This is a genomic window from Terrabacter sp. P2_E3, assembly GCF_056403915.1.
Genome location: NZ_JBFUEN010000002.1, coordinates 187,504 through 204,013 on the forward strand (window position 1 = coordinate 187,504; position 16,510 = coordinate 204,013).

The 16,510-nt window shown below is 70.9% G+C and carries 17 protein-coding genes; 14 read left to right on the forward strand and 3 right to left on the reverse strand.

What is annotated here, in order from left to right:
* On the reverse strand, positions 1-369 hold the full coding sequence (locus tag AC1DW8_RS02670; protein ID WP_478091670.1) for an RNA polymerase sigma factor: 369 nt from the start codon (positions 367-369) through the stop codon (positions 1-3).
* A 133-nt stretch (positions 370-502) separates the two neighbouring features.
* Between AC1DW8_RS02670 and AC1DW8_RS02675 the strand changes: the two genes are divergently transcribed.
* Positions 503-1,729 (forward strand): hypothetical protein, encoded by a 1,227-nt coding sequence (locus tag AC1DW8_RS02675; RefSeq protein WP_478091672.1) that lies wholly within the window; start codon positions 503-505, stop codon positions 1,727-1,729.
* Here AC1DW8_RS02675 and AC1DW8_RS02680 read toward each other — a convergent pair.
* Positions 1,705-2,181 (reverse strand): DUF4178 domain-containing protein, encoded by a 477-nt coding sequence (locus tag AC1DW8_RS02680; RefSeq protein ID WP_056822115.1) that lies wholly within the window; start codon positions 2,179-2,181, stop codon positions 1,705-1,707. The two genes, AC1DW8_RS02675 and AC1DW8_RS02680, sit on opposite strands and share 25 nt — an antisense overlap.
* A 150-nt stretch (positions 2,182-2,331) precedes the next feature.
* Between AC1DW8_RS02680 and AC1DW8_RS02685 the strand changes: the two genes are divergently transcribed.
* The 13 genes from AC1DW8_RS02685 (at position 2,332) to AC1DW8_RS02745 (ending at position 15,765) form a co-directional block, all read left to right on the forward strand.
* Entirely contained in the window at positions 2,332-3,300 is a 969-nt protein-coding gene (locus tag AC1DW8_RS02685) for an ABC transporter ATP-binding protein (RefSeq protein WP_056771142.1), read from the forward strand.
* A gap of 1 nt (position 3,301) precedes the next feature.
* Positions 3,302-4,072 carry an MlaE family ABC transporter permease gene (locus tag AC1DW8_RS02690; RefSeq protein ID WP_056752740.1) on the forward strand — a complete coding sequence of 257 codons (771 nt, stop codon included), beginning with the start codon at positions 3,302-3,304 and terminating at the stop codon, positions 4,070-4,072.
* 10 nt (positions 4,073-4,082) lie between these two features.
* On the forward strand, positions 4,083-4,946 hold the full coding sequence (locus AC1DW8_RS02695) for an ABC transporter permease (protein ID WP_255358369.1): 864 nt from the start codon (positions 4,083-4,085) through the stop codon (positions 4,944-4,946).
* Complete coding sequence (locus AC1DW8_RS02700) at positions 4,943-6,274, forward strand: MCE family protein (RefSeq protein WP_082619362.1); 1,332 nt, start codon at positions 4,943-4,945, stop codon at positions 6,272-6,274. The genes AC1DW8_RS02695 and AC1DW8_RS02700 overlap by 4 nt, the downstream gene beginning before the upstream one ends.
* Positions 6,271-7,302 (forward strand): MCE family protein, encoded by a 1,032-nt coding sequence (locus AC1DW8_RS02705; protein WP_056771134.1) that lies wholly within the window; start codon positions 6,271-6,273, stop codon positions 7,300-7,302. The genes AC1DW8_RS02700 and AC1DW8_RS02705 overlap by 4 nt, the downstream gene beginning before the upstream one ends.
* Positions 7,299-8,330 (forward strand): MCE family protein, encoded by a 1,032-nt coding sequence (locus AC1DW8_RS02710; RefSeq protein ID WP_442296097.1) that lies wholly within the window; start codon positions 7,299-7,301, stop codon positions 8,328-8,330. Before AC1DW8_RS02705 ends, AC1DW8_RS02710 begins: the two co-directional genes overlap by 4 nt.
* Positions 8,330-9,544 (forward strand): MCE family protein, encoded by a 1,215-nt coding sequence (locus tag AC1DW8_RS02715; protein ID WP_478091677.1) that lies wholly within the window; start codon positions 8,330-8,332, stop codon positions 9,542-9,544. Before AC1DW8_RS02710 ends, AC1DW8_RS02715 begins: the two co-directional genes overlap by 1 nt.
* Entirely contained in the window at positions 9,541-10,779 is a 1,239-nt protein-coding gene (locus AC1DW8_RS02720; protein ID WP_478091679.1) for an MCE family protein, read from the forward strand. Before AC1DW8_RS02715 ends, AC1DW8_RS02720 begins: the two co-directional genes overlap by 4 nt.
* Positions 10,776-12,074, forward strand: a complete 1,299-nt coding sequence (locus AC1DW8_RS02725; protein WP_056771124.1) for an MCE family protein — start codon at positions 10,776-10,778, stop codon at positions 12,072-12,074. The genes AC1DW8_RS02720 and AC1DW8_RS02725 overlap by 4 nt, the downstream gene beginning before the upstream one ends.
* Positions 12,075-12,098: 24 nt before the next feature.
* A complete protein-coding gene (locus AC1DW8_RS02730) occupies positions 12,099-12,770 on the forward strand; it encodes a hypothetical protein (protein ID WP_056771121.1) in 672 nt (223 codons plus the stop codon).
* Positions 12,754-13,569 carry a hypothetical protein gene (locus AC1DW8_RS02735; RefSeq protein WP_478091682.1) on the forward strand — a complete coding sequence of 272 codons (816 nt, stop codon included), beginning with the start codon at positions 12,754-12,756 and terminating at the stop codon, positions 13,567-13,569. The genes AC1DW8_RS02730 and AC1DW8_RS02735 overlap by 17 nt, the downstream gene beginning before the upstream one ends.
* Positions 13,570-13,729: 160 nt before the next feature.
* Positions 13,730-14,692 carry a nitrilase-related carbon-nitrogen hydrolase gene (locus AC1DW8_RS02740; RefSeq protein ID WP_478091684.1) on the forward strand — a complete coding sequence of 321 codons (963 nt, stop codon included), beginning with the start codon at positions 13,730-13,732 and terminating at the stop codon, positions 14,690-14,692.
* 62 nt (positions 14,693-14,754) lie between these two features.
* The gene (locus tag AC1DW8_RS02745; protein WP_056823724.1) at positions 14,755-15,765 is read left to right on the forward strand and encodes an agmatine deiminase family protein; all 1,011 of its coding nucleotides are present in this window, start codon (positions 14,755-14,757) and stop codon (positions 15,763-15,765) included.
* A gap of 105 nt (positions 15,766-15,870) precedes the next feature.
* Here the strand turns inward: AC1DW8_RS02745 and AC1DW8_RS02750 are convergent, their stop codons facing one another.
* On the reverse strand, positions 15,871-16,383 hold the full coding sequence (locus AC1DW8_RS02750) for a DUF4282 domain-containing protein (protein WP_478091686.1): 513 nt from the start codon (positions 16,381-16,383) through the stop codon (positions 15,871-15,873).
* Positions 16,384-16,510 lie beyond the last annotated feature (127 nt).

Below are 16,510 nucleotides of genomic sequence, written 5' to 3' on the forward strand. Positions count from 1 at the left end.
TCACCGGCTCACCGTGACGGTCTCGGTCGCGGCGGCGTCGGAACCGGGTGACCGGACGACGACGGTCGTGCTCGTCACGGTCGCGCCCACGGTGTGGGTGACGGTCGACATGAGCGACGGGGTGGAGGTCGTGGTCGACACGTCGGCGCCGGTGATCGTGAGGGTCAGCGAGGCGACGACGTCGCGGCTGTCGGCGCAGTACGCGAACGGCGCGGACACCTCGGCGCCACCGGCCCAGCGGCGGTGCACCTTGACGAGGGCATCCTGGACGAGGTCCTCGGCCCGGGCGCCGTCACCGCAGAGCAGGTGGGCGTAGCGCAGCAGCGCCGGCCCTCGGCTGCGCACGAAGTCCTCGAACGACGCCTCCACGACCTGCCTCCCTGTCCGGCGCGTGCTCGGCACACGCTCCTCCGACACTGTGACGCACCGAGGGGCCGGATCTGCTGCGGCCACACCCCGCCGATCCGTCGATCGGTCGACCGGTCCCGGTAGGTTTGCCCGCATGGGATGGCTGTCGCGCACCTTCAGGCCCGCTGCTGACGACGACGCGGACACCGCTGCCGAGCAGGCGCCCCCCGTTGACCCCAACGCGCCCGAGGTTGCAGCGGTGCCCGCGGCGCCGACGATGGCCGCCCAAGCGCACAGCCCGGCCGCCGCGCCCGGCACTGCTGCGGCAACCAGCCCTCTCGGGGCACCGACCGCCTCGACCCGCACGGCGCCTCCGACCCCGACGGCGGCCCCGATGGCCGACGCCTCGAGCCCGACGGCCGGCGCCTCGAGCCCGACAGGACGCTACGGGCCCCTCGTGTGCGTGACGCGCTTCGACAGCGCGCCGCCCGAGCTGGAGTGGCAGCTGCCGCTCAACGGCGAGCTGTACCGGCTCATGCCGGGCTCCGACCGGCCGGACTACTCGCTGCTCGTCCTCGAACGCCCGCTGCACTTCTACCCCCGGGACGGGTTCGACCTGCGTCGCGTCGAGCCGGACCAGCAGGTGCAGGACCGCAAGGGTCGGACGATGGTGCGCGTGCACGCGCTGCTGCTGTGTGCGCGCTTCGTCGGCCAGCAGCTGCACCCGGGCATGGCCGACCTCGCCGTCAACCTCGCCTACGTCATCGACAACTCGCTGGCCCGCGACGCCGAGGTCGACTTCGCCAAGATCCAGTTCGCCGCGATCGGCTTCCTCAGCGAGGGCCACGCCCCGCGAGCCACGGCAGAGCCGGCCAGCGAGGCCCCGTCGACGCCCTTCACCGATCCCGTCACCGATCCCGTCACCGATCCCGTCACCGATCCCGTGGACGAGCCGGTCACCGAGTCGGTCACCGAGCTCGCCACGGAGCCGAACCCGCCGACCCCGCCGGTCACGTCGGGCGCAGCGGCTGGCGGACGGCATACGCCACCCACGCGGCTCGACGGGCTGCTCGACGAGCTGGCGACGACCCTGCGCCGCGGCGTCGAGGAGCAGCGGGGCGCGCCGGTCCAGCGGATGACCGCAGCCCTGACGATGGACGCCGACCACCGACTGACCGGGCTGTCGGGCAACGCCGACGGCCAGGCACCCGTGCCCAGCCCCGAGACCTTCGGCCGGATCGCCGACGTGCTCGCCCGCCTCGCGGACCTCGAGGGGGCCGACCGCGTCGCCGCGGTCACCCTGCGCGTCGACGGGGACCTCGTGGCCCACGAGGTCACGGCCACGCACGACGGAGGTCAGTCGCCGGCGACCTCGCGGTAGCCGCGCACGCGTGCCGGGTCGGCGAGTCGACCGACACTGATCTCCCACATGCCGCCGTCGAAGCTCTCGTAGACGAGGACGGCATCGGGTGCGTCCGTCGCGACGAACTCGACGAAATCGCACGTGCCCCGGACGCCCAGACCCGTGTCACCCTCGGCCGTGTAGGTGAGCGACCCGGCCTCGAGCAGCGTCCAGTCGCGGCCGTCGAGACTCATGCCCCCGTGGTCCGGGTCGCCGAAGAGGTCGTCCCGGGTCCGCCAGTGGATGACGCACCCGGCGCCGCGCGGCTGCAGCGAGAGCCACTCACGCGGGCCCGACGAGGTGATGCAGTGCTCGCCCCACCGAGTGCCGCCGAGGTCGAACCGGACGGTCCCGACGACCCGGTACGTGCTGCCCTCGACCTCGAGCAGAGCCCCCGGTGCGACCTGTGACGGCCGCAGTTCTGCCCGCATGCATCCTCCTGGCTCCACATGACTCGCACAGGTTAACCGCGGGGGAGCCGCCTGACCGGGAGAACCCGACTGGCGCGTAACTTCCGCCCGGCGCCCTCGTTTCCCCCGTAGCCGAGTCGAGACGGCCAGGAAGACATAGGTGGATGCCACATGGGTGTGGAGATCGCGGTGCAAGGTCTGACCAAGACCTTCGGTTCGCAGACGATCTGGCGGGACGTGACCCTCACGCTTCCCGCGGGAGAGATCTCGGTCATGCTCGGGCCCTCGGGCACCGGCAAGTCCGTCTTCCTCAAGACGCTCGTCGGCCTGCTCAAGCCGGATGCCGGTTCGATCGTCATCAACGGACGTGACCTGACCCGCCTGCGCGAGGCCGACCTCTACGAGGTGCGCAAGCTCTTCGGCGTCCTCTTCCAGGACGGCGCCCTGTTCGGCTCGATGACCCTCTACGACAACGTCGCCTTCCCGCTGCGCGAGCACACGAAGAAGACCGAGGCCGAGATCAAGCGCATCGTGACCGAGAAGATGGACCTCGTCGGTCTGTCCGGTGCCGAGGGCAAGCTCCCGGGAGAGATCTCCGGCGGCATGCGCAAGCGCGCCGGGCTGGCCCGGGCGCTCGTGCTGGACCCCGAGATCCTCCTCATCGACGAGCCGGACTCCGGTCTCGACCCGGTGCGCACGAGCTACATCAACCAGCTCTTCGTCGACCTCAACGCTCAGATCGACGCGACGTTCCTCATCGTCACGCACGACATCAACACGGCCCGGACGGTGCCCGACAACATCGGCCTGCTCTACCACAAGCACCTCGCGATGTTCGGGCCGCGCGAGATGCTGCTCAGCTCGGAGGAGCCCGTCGTGCGGCAGTTCCTCAACGCACAGACGATCGGCCCGATCGGCATGTCGGAGGAGAAGGACGCCGACGAGCTCGCCGCCGAGTCCGGTCAGGAGCTGCCGCCCCTGCCGCCGATCGCCCTCCAGCTCCCGACGAGCGACGGCAAGCCGCGTCGCGCGGAGCGGCCTGCCGGCGGCTGGTGCCGCGACAACGGCATCACGCCGCCGCCCGGCTCCTTCGAGTCGCGCAACGCCGGCATCCCCGGTGTCCGGGCGGGGGTGAGCTGACGTGGCCGCACCCCTCACGGGCGCCCTGCGCCAGTCCGGCTCGCTCTTCGCGCTCGCCCTCGACGTGTTCCGGGCCCTGCCGAAGCGCCCGTTCCAGGTCAAGGAGTTCATCCAGCAGGCGTGGTTCATCGCGAGCGTGACGATCCTGCCGACCGCCCTCGTCTCCATCCCGTTCGGCGCGGTCATCGCCCTCCAGCTCGGCACGCTGACCCGCCAGCTCGGCGCCCAGTCCTACACCGGCGCTGCGAGCGTCCTCGCGGTGCTGCGCGAGGCCAGCCCGATCGTCACGGCCCTGCTCATCGCCGGCGCGGGCGGCTCGGCCATCTGTGCCGACCTCGGCTCGCGCAAGATCCGCGAGGAGATCGACGCCATGGAGGTGCTCGGCATCAGCCCGATCCAGCGCCTCGTCGTGCCCCGGGTGCTCGCCTCGATGCTCGTCGCGGTCCTGCTCAACGGGCTCGTGTCGGTCGTCGGCGTCGTCGGCGGCTACGTCTTCAACGTCATCGTCCAGGGCGGCACGCCGGGCGCGTACATCGCGAGCTTCACCGCGCTGGCCCAGCTGCCCGACCTCTGGACCGCCGAGATCAAGGCCCTGATCTTCGGTGCCATCGCGGCCGTCGTCGCGGCCTACAAGGGGCTCAACGCGGGCGGTGGTCCCAAGGGCGTCGGCGACGCGGTGAACCAGAGCGTCGTCATCACGTTCATGCTGCTCTTCGTCGTCAACTTCGTCATCACGGCTGTGTACTTCCAAGTCGTCCCGCAGAAGATCTGAGGAGAGGGCGATGGCGACCAAGACCCAGAACCGGACTCGACCGGGCTCGGAGCGGCTGCTCCACCTCGCGAGCCGGCCCTCCCGCGCGCTCGACTCGCTCGGCGAGCAGATGCGCTTCTACGTGCGCTCCCTCGCGTGGAGCGGACGCACGATCCGCCGGTACAAGAAGGAGGTCATCCGGCTGCTCGCCGAGGTCTCCCTCGGCACCGGTGCGCTCTCGGTCATCGGCGGCACGGTGGGTGTCATCGCCTTCCTCGCCTTCTTCACCGGCACCGAGGTCGGCCTGCAGGGCTACTCCTCGCTCGAGCAGCTCGGCACCGGGGCCTTCACGGGCTTCTTCTCGGCCTACCTCAACACGCGTGAGATCGCCCCGCTCGTCGCGGGACTGGCGCTCGCGGCCACGGTCGGCTGCGGATTCACCGCCCAGCTCGGCGCCATGCGCATCTCTGAGGAGGTCGACGCGCTCGAGGTCATGGGCATCCCGTCGCTGCCGTTCCTCGTCACGACCCGCATGATCGCCGGCTTCATCGCCGTCATCCCGCTCTACGTCCTCGGGCTGCTCAGCTCGTATGCCGCCACACGCTTCATCTCGACGGCGTACTTCGGGCAGTCGGAGGGCACCTACGACCACTACTTCCACCTGTTCCTGCCACCGGGTGACGTCTTCTGGTCGTTCGCAAAGGTCATGGTCTTCGCGGTCGTCATCATCCTCATCCACTGCTACTACGGCTACACCGCGTCGGGCGGCCCGGCCGGGGTCGGCGTCGCCGTCGGCACCGCGGTGCGCACGTCGATCGTCGCCATCAACATCGTCGACTTCTTCCTCTCCCTGGCCATCTGGGGCGCGACGACGAGCGTGAGGATCGCCGGATGAGCGACACCAGTCCCGGCCCGCTCACCCAGCTGACGCGGTGGCGCATCGGCGTCAAGGCCTACGGCATCGTCTTCCTCCTCGTGCTGGCGCTGCTCGTTGGCCTGGCCATCGCGTCCTTCCAGAAGCGCTTCACGCCCGTCGTCATGGTGACGCTCGAGACCGACCGCCTCGGCAGCCAGCTGCAGGAGAGCTCCGACGTCAAGCTGCGCGGCCTGCTCGTCGGCGAGGTGCGCCACGTCGAGGCCACCCCCACGGGAGCGCGTCTGGAGCTGGCGCTCCAGCCCGACGAGGTTGCCAAGATCCCGTCCAACGTCAGTGCACGGCTGCTGCCCAAGACGCTCTTCGGCGAGCGCTACGTCGACCTCGTGACGGCCACGTCGAACGCCCGGCCCATCGAGGCGGGGGACACCATCCCGCAGGACCGCAGCCGGGTGTCCATCGAGCTCGAGACGGTCCTCGACAACCTCTACCCGCTGCTGCGCACCGTGCAGCCGGCCAAGCTCGCGACCACCCTCAACGCCCTGTCGACGACGCTCGACGGTCGCGGCGACCAGATCGGCCGCAACCTCGTGCTCGTCGACCGCTACCTCAAGGCGCTCAACCCCAGCATGCCGACGATCCGACAAGACATCTCGCTGCTCGCCGACACCGCCGACCTCTACGCCGGCGTCGCGCCCGACTTCTTCCGTCTGACCGAGTCGCTGCGCGTCACGAACAAGACCATCGTCGAGAAGGACCAGCAGCTGGCGGCCTTCCTCGTCGGCACCGCAGGATTCGCCAACGAGGCGGCCGGCTTCCTGCGCGACAACGAGCAGCGCATCATCCAGGTCGGCCAGGTCAGCAAGCCGACGCTCCAGCTGCTCGCCGAGTACTCCCCGATCTACCCGTGCGTGGCCTCGGGCCTGGTCAACTGGCTGCCGCGCGCCAACGCGGCCTTCGCCGGCGGAACCTTCCACATCACCCTCGAGGTCGTGCCTCCCCGACAGCCGTACAGGCCGGGTGAGGAGCCCCGTTGGGACGACAAGCGCGGACCCCACTGCTACGGCCTGCCCACGCCCGACGGTTCTCAGGCGAACCCCTTCGCGGGCAACCACTTCGACGACGGCACCCAGCCCGCGAGCGACGCGACGCCCTTCTCGGCCGTGCCCCAGGCACTGCTCGGCGACGCCTCCGCGGCCGACTCCGGCAGCGCCGGCACGGTCGACGAGCAGCGCGTCGTCGGGGCGCTGCTCGGCCACGGCGGACAGCCGTCCGACGGCGGCGAGAGCGGCATCCAGACCCTGCTCGCCGGGCCGATGATGCGCGGCACGGTGGTGAGCACCCGATGAAGGTCAAGGGCTCACTCATCAAGCTCATCGTCTTCGCGGCGGTCACGCTCTTCGCGACGAGCATTCTCGCGCTGACGATCGCCAACATCCAGCTCGGCTCCAAGGCGACCTACACGGCCGTCGTCACCGACGCGACGGGTGTCATCGCCGGGCAGGACGTCCGCATCGCCGGTGTCAGGGTCGGCGAGGTGACCGACGTCCGCGTCGCCCACGACGCGACGTCCGAGGGCGCCACGGCCGAGATCGACTTCTCGGTGCTCAAGAGCTCGGTGCTGACGCAGGGCACCGAGGTGACGGTCAAGTACCGCAACCTCGTCGGCCAGCGCTACCTCGCGCTGAGCCAGGGCACCGGCGCCCCCGCCCCGCTCGCCGACGGCTCGACGATCCCGCTCTCGCGCACCCACCCCGCGCTCGACCTCACCGTCCTCTTCAACGGCTTCAAGCCGCTCTTCGCCGCGCTGTCGCCCAGCGACGTCAACGAGCTCTCGGGCCTGCTCATCCAGACGTTGCAGGGGGAGGGCGGCGACGTCAACACCCTGCTCGCCAAGACGGCCAGCCTCACGTCCGCCATCGCCGACCGCGACGCCGTCATCGGCCGCACCATCGACAACCTCAACACCGTGCTCGGCACCGTCGACGCCCACGACCAGCAGCTGCTCTCGCTCATCGACCAGCTCCAGCGCTTCACGAGCGGGCTCGCGGCCGACCGCGAGACGATCGGCCGTTCGCTGTCCGGGATCAACACCCTCTCGGCCGAGACCGCCGACCTGCTCGTCTCGACGCGCCCGCTCATCAAGGACGACGTCTCCCAGCTGCGCACGCTGGCCACGACGCTCAACAAGCCGGCCAACGTCAAGGAGTTCGAGGACTTCATCACCGGCGCGCCGGGGCGCATCGCCACGCTGACGCGCACGGCGACCTACGGGTCGTGGTTCAACTTCTACCTCTGCAAGTTCGACACCAAGAGCCCGATCCTCCCGGGCGTGAGCCCCACCTACGACGTCTCGTCAGCGAGGTGCGAGTCATGAGCATCCCCTTCCGAGAGCGCAACCCGGTCCCGATCGGTGCGATCGGCCTGCTCGTCATCGCGGTGGTGCTGTACCTGGCGTTCAACGCCTCCAGCCTTCCGCTCATCGGCGGCGGGACGGCATACAGCGCGGCCTTCTCGGAGGCCGGCGGCATCAAGCCCGACGACGACGTGCGCATCGCCGGGGTCAAGGTCGGCAAGGTGACCGGCGTCGACCTCGAGGACGGCCACGTCCGCGTCGACTTCACCATCACCGAGGACGCGAGCTTCGGCCCGCAGACCGGTGCCTCGATCCGGATGAAGACGATCCTCGGCGAGAAGTACGTCGCGCTCGACCCCAAGGGGCAGGGCCAGCTCGACGCCGACGCGCAGATCCCGGTCTCGCGCACCGTCAGCTCCTACGACGTCATCAACGCCTTCCAGGACCTCACGACGACGACCGAGCGCATCGACACCGACCAGCTCGCGAAGTCCCTGACGGTCATCGCCACGGAGTTCAAGGACAGCCCGCAGTACGTCAAGGCCACGCTCGACGGCCTCTCACGCCTCTCCCGCACGGTGGCGAGCCGCGACGCCGAGCTCGGCTCGCTGCTCCAGCGAGCCAACAGCGTCACCGGCCTCGTCCGCAGCCGCAACGAGCAGGTCAGCACGCTCATCCGGGACGCCGACCTGCTGATGGTCGAGCTCGTCAAGCGCCGCGACGACATCCGCACGCTCTTCCGCAACACCTCGGCGCTCGCCAAGCAGCTGACCGGCCTCGCCCGCGACAACCGGGCACAGCTGAAGCCGGCCCTCGCCCAGCTCGACACGACGCTCGCCATGCTCCAGAAGCACGACGCCGACCTCCAGAAGACGATTCAGGCGATGGCGCCCTTCACGCGGGTCTACGCCAACACCCTGGGCACCGGACGCTGGTTCGACACGTGGGTCTCCAACCTCGTCGTGCCGGTCGGCACGCCCGGGCTCGCCCTGCCCGGCACGAAGTTGCCCGACCTGCTCCTTCCCGGCACCTCCGGAGGTGGTCGCTGATGCCTGCGCGCCAAGGATCCCGTATGCCGTTCGGCCGGCTGCACGGCCCCGCCACCGTGCTCGGCAAGGTCGTCAGCGGCCTCGTCGTCGTCGCGCTCGTCGCGGCCGGCATCGTCTTCTGGCCCCGCCAGGGCCAGACGTCGGTCAGCGCCGACTTCACGCGCGCCGTCGGTCTCTACCCCGGATCCGACGTGCGCATCCTCGGGGTCAAGGTCGGCCAGGTCGACACCGTGACGCCCGAGGGCGACCACGTGCACGTCACCTTCAGCTACGACGACAAGTACCCCGTTCCCGCCTCGGCCAAGGCCGCGATCGTCGCGCCGTCGCTCGTCTCGGACCGCTACGTCCAGCTGCTCCCCGTCTACGAGGCGGGCCCGGCGCTGGCTGCCGGGACGCGAATCCCCTTGGAGCGCACGGCAGTTCCGGTCGAGCTCGATCGTGTGTCGCAAAGCCTCGACGACCTCATGGTGGCGCTCGGTCCCGACGGGGCCAACAAGGACGGTGCGCTCAACGAGCTGCTGCGCACCTCTGCCGCCAACCTCGACGGCAACGGCGACAAGATCAACGGCACGGTGCACGACCTCTCGACCGCGCTCTCGACCCTGTCCGGCAGCCGCGACGACCTTTTCGGCACGGTGAAGAACCTCCAGTCCTTCACCTCGATGCTCGCGACGAACAACGCGCAGGTGCGGCGGCTCAACACCGACCTCGCGACCGTGGCGACCCAGCTGAGCGAGGAGCGGGAGAACCTCAAGGCGACGCTCGAGAGCCTCGGGGTCGCGGTCGACGAGGTGTCGGGCTTCGTCTCCGACAACCGGGCGCTGCTCAAGAGCAACCTCGACCGGGCGGTCACCGTCACCAACGCCTTCGCGAAGAACCGTCAGGCCCTGGCCCAGCTCCTCGAGAACGCCCCGGTCGCGCTGTCGAACCTCCAGAACGCCTACCACCCCGAGACCGGCACCCTCGACACCCGCAACAACGCCAAGGGCTTCGACGACCCGCTGCTGCTCGTGTGCTCGATCCTCACCGGCCCGACGCACACCGGCAACACCAAGCTGTGCGACTCCCTCAAGAAGGCGTTGCTGCCGAAGCTGCCCACCCTGCCGTCGCTGCCGAGCGGCACTGCGCTGCAGGGCACTCCGCAGTCGAGTGGCCTCGTCAACCTGCGCGGCGCCGACCCCACCCTCGGCGGACTGCTCGGAGGCTCCCGATGACGTATGCCGTCCGCTCCCGTTCCCGACGCCGGTCCGCCGTGGTCGTGCTGGCCTCCCTCGCTCTCGGGGGCTGCAGCGCCTACGACCTCCCGCTCCCGGGTGGCGCCGGCACCGGCGACGACTCCTACACGGTCACCGCCGAGTTCGCCGACGTGCTCGACCTCGTGCCGCAGTCGTCGGTCAAGGTCAACCAGGTGACCGTGGGGTCCGTCGAGGACATCCAGGTGACCGGGTGGACCGCGACGGTCCGGCTGCGGCTCCCCGGCAACGTCGTGCTGCCCGACAACGCCACGGCCGAGCTCAAGCAGACCTCGCTGCTCGGCGAGAAGTACGTCGCGCTGGCAGCCCCCACCGACGTGCCGGCCCAGGGCCGCCTCGGGCAGGGCGACCGCATCCCGCTGTCGCGCACGAGCCGTAACCCCGAGGTCGAGGAGGTCCTCGGCGCGATGTCGTTGCTGCTCAACGGTGGTGGTGTCGCACAGCTGAAGACCATCGAGGCCGAGCTCAACAACGCCCTCCGCGGTCGCACCGGCGACGTCAAGGACCTCGTCACGCAGCTCAACACGTTCGTCGGGGGACTCGACGCCCAGAAGGGCGAGATCGTCCGGGCCATCGACAGCATCGACCGGCTCTCGTCGACCCTGGCCCGGAACCAGGCCAAGATCGCCGCGGCACTGGACGAGCTGCCCAAGGGCCTGAAGATCCTCGCCGACCAGCGTCGGCAGCTGACCGCGATGCTGACGGCGCTGCGCGACCTCGGCGAGGTCGGCACCCGGGTGATCCGAGGGTCGCGCGCCGACCTCGAGGCCAACCTCCGGGCCGTGAGCCCGATCCTGCGCCAGCTCAACAAGGCCGGTGATGACCTGCCGAAGAGCTACCAGCTGCTCCTGACCTACCCCTTCCCCAACAACGCCCAGAACACGATCAAGGGTGACTTCACGAACCTCTGGGCCACCCTCGACACCAACCTCGACACCATCGCCGGCAACCTCGGCGTGGGGAAGCTCCCGAACCTCCCGGGCATCCCGGGGGTGCCGCTGCCCTCCGTGCCACTGCCGTCGGTGCCGGTGCCCTCGGTCCCGCTCCCGAGCGTCACCGTCCCCTCGGTGCCCGGGGTGCCCCTGCCGACGACGCTGCCGGGCGGCCTGCTCGGCTCGAGCCGGCCCGGCTCCGGAGCCGGCACCGCCGACGCGGCGTCGTGGTCCACGCTCTTCCCCACGGGAGGCTCCCGATGATCACCCGCACCGTCCGACTCCAGCTGGCCGCCTTCGCCCTGCTGTCCATCACCCTCGTCGCGATCCTGTCGGCCAACTACGTCGGTCTCACCGACAAGATCGCCGGCGGCAGCTACGTCGTGTCCGCCGACCTCGCCCAGTCGGGTGGCATCTTCGTCGGCGCCGAGGTCACCTACCGGGGCGTCACGGTCGGCAAGGTCGACGGGATGCGCCTGTCGGGCGACGGCGTCGTCGTCGACGCGCGCCTCGACCGCGGCACCGAGGTCCCCAAGGACACCAAGGCCGTCGTCGAGAACCGCTCGGCGGTGGGAGAGCAGTACCTCGACCTCCAGCCCCGCACGCCTCGGGCGCCCTACCTCGCCGCCGGTGACGTCATCCCGCGCGACCGGACCGCGTTCCCGCTCCGTATCGACCAGCTGCTCCAGCACGTCGACGACACCGTGTCGTCGGTGCCGCGCGACGCCCTCGTGACCACGGTCGACGAGCTGGCCGAGGCGTTCAAGGGTGGCGGCTCCGACCTGCAGCGGCTCATCGACTCGGGTGACGCCCTGACCACGGCCGCCTCCGAGGCGCTCCCCGAGACGACCCGTCTCATCGACGACGGACGGATCGTCCTCGACACGCAGGTCAAGAGCGGCGACGACATCCGCACCAGCGTGTCCGGCTTCGCGAACGTCGCCGACGCGCTCCGCCAGGCCGACCCCGACCTGCGCGTCGTCCTCGACCGAGGGTCCGTCGCGGTCGAGCAGCTCGACGCCCTCATCTCGGAGAACAAGCAGAGCCTGGCTGCGCTCCTCGCCAACTTCATCACCATCGGCAACGTGACGACGGCCCGGCTCGACGGCATCGAGCAGCTGCTCGTCACCTACCCCGACGTCGTGACGGGTGGCTTCAGCGTCGTGCCCGGCGACGGCACCGCGCACTTCGGGCTCGTGCTCAACGTCGACGACCCCAAGGCGTGCGAGGCCGGCTACGAGGGCACGACGAAGGTCGACCCGCACCGCACGACGGGCCTGCCGCCCGTCAACCTCGACGCGCACTGCGCGGCCTCTCGTGGCTCGGGCGTCAACGTGCGCGGGGCCCAGAACGCCCCCAAACCCACCCGAGGGGGGCAGAGCGGGCAGAGCTACCCGATGTCCTTCGGGGCGACCCCGGTCGCCCTCGGCAACCGGGCCGTGACCTCCGGCAGCCCTGAGTCGTTGTCAGTCCAGTCGCCGGTCGCTCCGGCCGGTGGCGACGAACGGACCGACAACGGCACGAGCTGGCTCTGGATGATGCAGGAGGCGCTCCGTTAGCCGGTGACGGAAGGAAACCCCTCGATGACGATGGTCACCACCCGATCGGAGACCGAGCGACCGCCGCGATCCCAGCGGTCGCCCGAGAGCTCCACCGACCGCGAGCCCGATGAGCTCGACGAGCGCCACGAGCCTCATGACCCCACTGACGCCGCGGTGGGCTCCGGTCCCCCCGACGCGCCACGTGCGGGCCTTAGGGGTGTCCGCACGTGGCGCCCCACCCCGCGCCTGCTGTGGATCGTCACGGCCGTGCTGCTGCTCGCGGCGGTCGCCGTCGCGGCGACGTTGGGGCGCACCGCGTGGCAGCAGCAGCGCGACGCCGACAACCGCGCCGCTGCGCTGGCCGCCGGGCGCCAGATCGCCGTCAACTTCGTGACGATGAACGCCACGACGTTCGACGCCGACACCCAGCGCGTCCTCGACGACTCGACCGGGGCCTTCCGCAAGGAGTACGCCTCCACGCTGGCCCAGCTCAAGCCCGTCGTCACGGCCAACAAGACCGTCTCGACCGTCGAGCGGGCCGAGGCCTCGCTCGTGTCAGGCGACGACGACTCGGCCAAGGTCATCGTGGGGGTCGTGGCGCCGACCTCGAACGCCTCGACCCCCAAGGCCGAGAAGAAGACGTACCGGCTCCGCCTCGACCTCGTGAAGGTCGGCGACGCCTGGAAGGTGAGCACCCTTGACTTCGTCAGCTGACCCCCGCCGTCCCTTCGCAGCGTCGGCCGCATCCGCCGCGAGCCCGCGCAAGCGCGTAGCAGGTGCCCGCCGACGGTCCTCCGGCGCCGGAGCCCCCGCGACCTCGACGATCGTCCTCGACCGGGGCCCGTCCACCACCGACGAGAGCCTTGCCGGTCCCTTCGCAGGTGACACCGCCGGCACCACCACGACCACCACCACCAGCACCGGCGACCGGGAGGCAGTGGCCGTCGAGCGCCGGGTGGGCCCGACCGGCGCACAGGAGGTCGACGCGGACGACGCGCAGACAGAGGCCGCCTCGCGCTCGCGCGGCTCCGCCGGGCTCTGGGCGTCCGCCATCGGCGCCACCCTGGCGCTCGCCCTGCTCGCGGCCTCGCTCGTCTACGGCCTGCGCCCCGGGGTGTCCGACACCGACCGGACGGCCGCGGTGGGTTCGGCGCGGACCACTCTGGAGAGCCTGCTCAGCTACAGCGGCTCCGCGTTCGACAAGCACATCGGGGAGGTCACCCCGCAGCTGGCCTCCCCCTTCAAGGACCAGTTCGCCAAGGTCGCCGCCACCGACATCAAGCCGATGGCCGTCAAGAACGACGCCACCGTCCAGGCCAAGGTCTACGACGCAGGCGTCATGGATGCCGACGGCGACGGCGGCGAGGGGACGACCGTGCGGGTCATGGCGTTCGTCAACCAGGCCACGACCACCAAGGCCCAGCAGGCACCTGCGATCGACCAGAACCGGGTCATCGCCACGATGCGGAAGGTGGGCGACCGCTGGCTCGTCAGCGAGCTGTCCGCCTTCTGACGGGGGAACGAGGGGGGAAGGTCCCGGGCGCCCGAGAGGTCGTCCGGGACCGAGCGGCCCACGGCGGCGTGCGCGACGCTGCACCCCGGGAGGTGCCGGGGACGGGCACCGGGCGTCGTGGCCCGGACCGCCCGCTGGGCGCTGCGGCATACTGCACGCTGTGAAGCTCATCCAGGCCAATGGCGTCCCAGAGTCCCTCGCCCGCGTCGACCAGCCGGAGGCCACGCCCGTGCGCGTCGGCGTCGTGCAGCACGAGTGGGTCGACGACCCCGCGGCCCTCGTCGAGGCCCTCCGCGACGGCATCCGTGCGGCCGCCGAGGCCGCCGCCACCATCGTGTTCCTGCCCGAGCTGACCCTGTCGCGCTACCCGGCCGACACCCTGCCCGAGGGCACACCGTCCGCGACTGCCGAGGACCTCGAGACGGGTCCCACGGTGACGTTCGCCCGCGACGCGGCCCGTGACTTCGACGTCCACGTCCACGCCTCTCTCTACGAGCGTGCCGACGAGGGCGACGGGCTCGGCTTCAACACCGCGGTCGTCGTGGCCCCGAGCGGGGAGGTCGTGGCCCGCACCCGCAAGACCCACATCCCCGTCACGGCCGGCTACTACGAGGACAAGTACTTCCGTCCCGGCCCTTCCGAGGATGCGTATCCGGTTGTGGCACTGGGCGACCCGTCGCTCAAGCTCGGTCTGCCGACCTGCTGGGACGAGTGGTTCCCCGAGGTCGCCCGTCTCTACTCGCTCGGCGGCGCCGAGGTGCTCTGCTACCCCACGGCGATCGGCTCCGAGCCCGACCACCCGGACTTCGACACCCAGCCCCTGTGGCAGCAGGTCATCGTCGGCAACGGCATCGCCAACGGCCTCTTCATGGTCGTGCCCAACCGCTTCGGCACGGAGGGGCTCATCACCTTCTACGGCAGCTCGTTCATCTCCGACCCGTACGGCCGCGTCCTCGTCCAGGCCCCCCGCGACGAGGCCGCCGTCCTCGTCGCCGACCTCGACCTCGCGCAGCGTCGCGACTGGCTCGAGCTCTTCCCCTTCCTCGCCACCCGTCGTCCCGACTCGTATGCCGCCCTGACCGCCCCCGTGCGCGAGGAGCACCGTCGCGAGGTGACGCCGTGACCGACACCGCCGTGACCGACGCTTCTGCGGCGGAGGCCGGTGGGGGAGGGCCCGGCTGGGTGATGCCGTCCGAGACCGCCCGGCACGACCGCACGTGGATGGCGTGGCCGAGCCAGGGCTACACGCTCGGCGAGACCACCGAGGAGGTGGCCGCTGCGCGGCGCACGTGGGCCGCGGTCGCCAACGCGGTCGTCGAGTTCGAGCCCGTGCGCATGGTCGTCGTCCCCGCCGACCTCGAGGTGGCCGCCGGCCACCTGCACCCCGACGTCGAGCTCGTCCCGGCCGCCCTCGACGACGCGTGGATGCGCGACATCGGCCCGACCTTCGTCCGCTCGGCCGACGGCTCGCGGCTCGGGGCGGTCGACTGGGTCTTCAACGGCTGGGGCGCGCAGTCCTGGGCCACGTGGGAGCACGACGCCCGGATCGGTGCCTTCGTCGGCGGCCTGTCCGGGGCCGAGGTCGTCGGCTCGTCCCTCGTCAACGAGGGCGGGGGCATCCACGTCGACGGGCTGGGCACGGTGCTGCTGACCGAGACCGTCCAGCTCGACCCTGGCCGCAACCCGGGGCTGGCGCGCAGCGATGTCGAGGCGGAGCTCGCCCGCACCATCGGCGCCACGACGTGCATCTGGCTGCCGCAGGGCCTGAGCCGCGACTACGACGAGTTCGGCACCCGGGGCCACGTCGACATCGTGGCCACCATCGCGAGTCCGGGCATCGTGCTGCTCCACGAGCAGCAGGACCCCTCCCACCCCGACCACGCGGTGTCGCGCACCCTGCGCGAGCTGCTCGAGGAGGCGCGGGACGCTCGTGGCGAGCGGTTCGAGGTCGTCGGCGTGCCGGCTCCGCGCACCCTGGCCGACGCCGAGGGGCCCGTCGACTGGTCCTACATCAACCACCTCGTCGTCAACGACGGCGTCATCGCCTGCACCTTCGGGGACGAGCAGGACGAGGTGTCCCTCGGTGTGCTCGCCGACGCGTACCCGGGCCGACGGGTGGTCGGCGTCGACGCGCGACCGCTCTTCGACCGTGGCGGCGGCATCCACTGCATCACCCAGCAGCAGCCCTCCCTCTGAGGCGGTTGCACACTCCCGTCCGACGGGAGCCCCGGAACGCCGAGTGGGCACGTCCCCACGGGGACGTGCCCACTCGACGTGGTGGTGCGGCCGTCGCCCGGGCGCTCAGGCCTGGGGGAGGCGCTTGTGGATGTCCTCGCTCATCCGGACGACCGACAGGTAGAACTCGAGGGTCATGCGGATGACGGCGAGGTAGATGATCACGAAGATCGGACCGAGGATGAGCGCGGCGAGACCGGTCCCGACGCTGTTGGCGAAGCCGGCGAAGACGAAGATGAGCCAGCTCGCGACGAGCGCGACGGTCGCCAGCAGGTAGACGAAGCGCACGAGGATCGGCGTGACGAAGTTCGTGAAGCTGAAGTCGAAGAGGGCCGTGAAGAAGCCGGCCCCTTCCCGCGCGGGGTCGGGGATGCTCGACATGCCGCTCGGTCCACCCGCCGGCGCCACGGGCGGCGGCGGGGGAGGCATGCTGCCGCCCACAGGTGCGCCGGCGGCGCCGGGTGCGCCAGGTGCCCCCGGTCCGGGCGAGGCGGGCTGGCTGCTCGGGATCGGCGTGGTGGGGTCGCTCCCGGCGGGCTGGTTGAAGGACGGTTGCTCGGGCGGGTTCGGATCGGACATGGCTTCCCTCTCGGAAGGAGACGTCAACGGATCTCTGGCGTGCTCCATGCTAGGGCGGAGGCCCTCCCGACGGTCCTCATCGAGGCCGGCCGCCGCCGTGTTCGTGCAGGTCAGCGGAGTTCCGGGC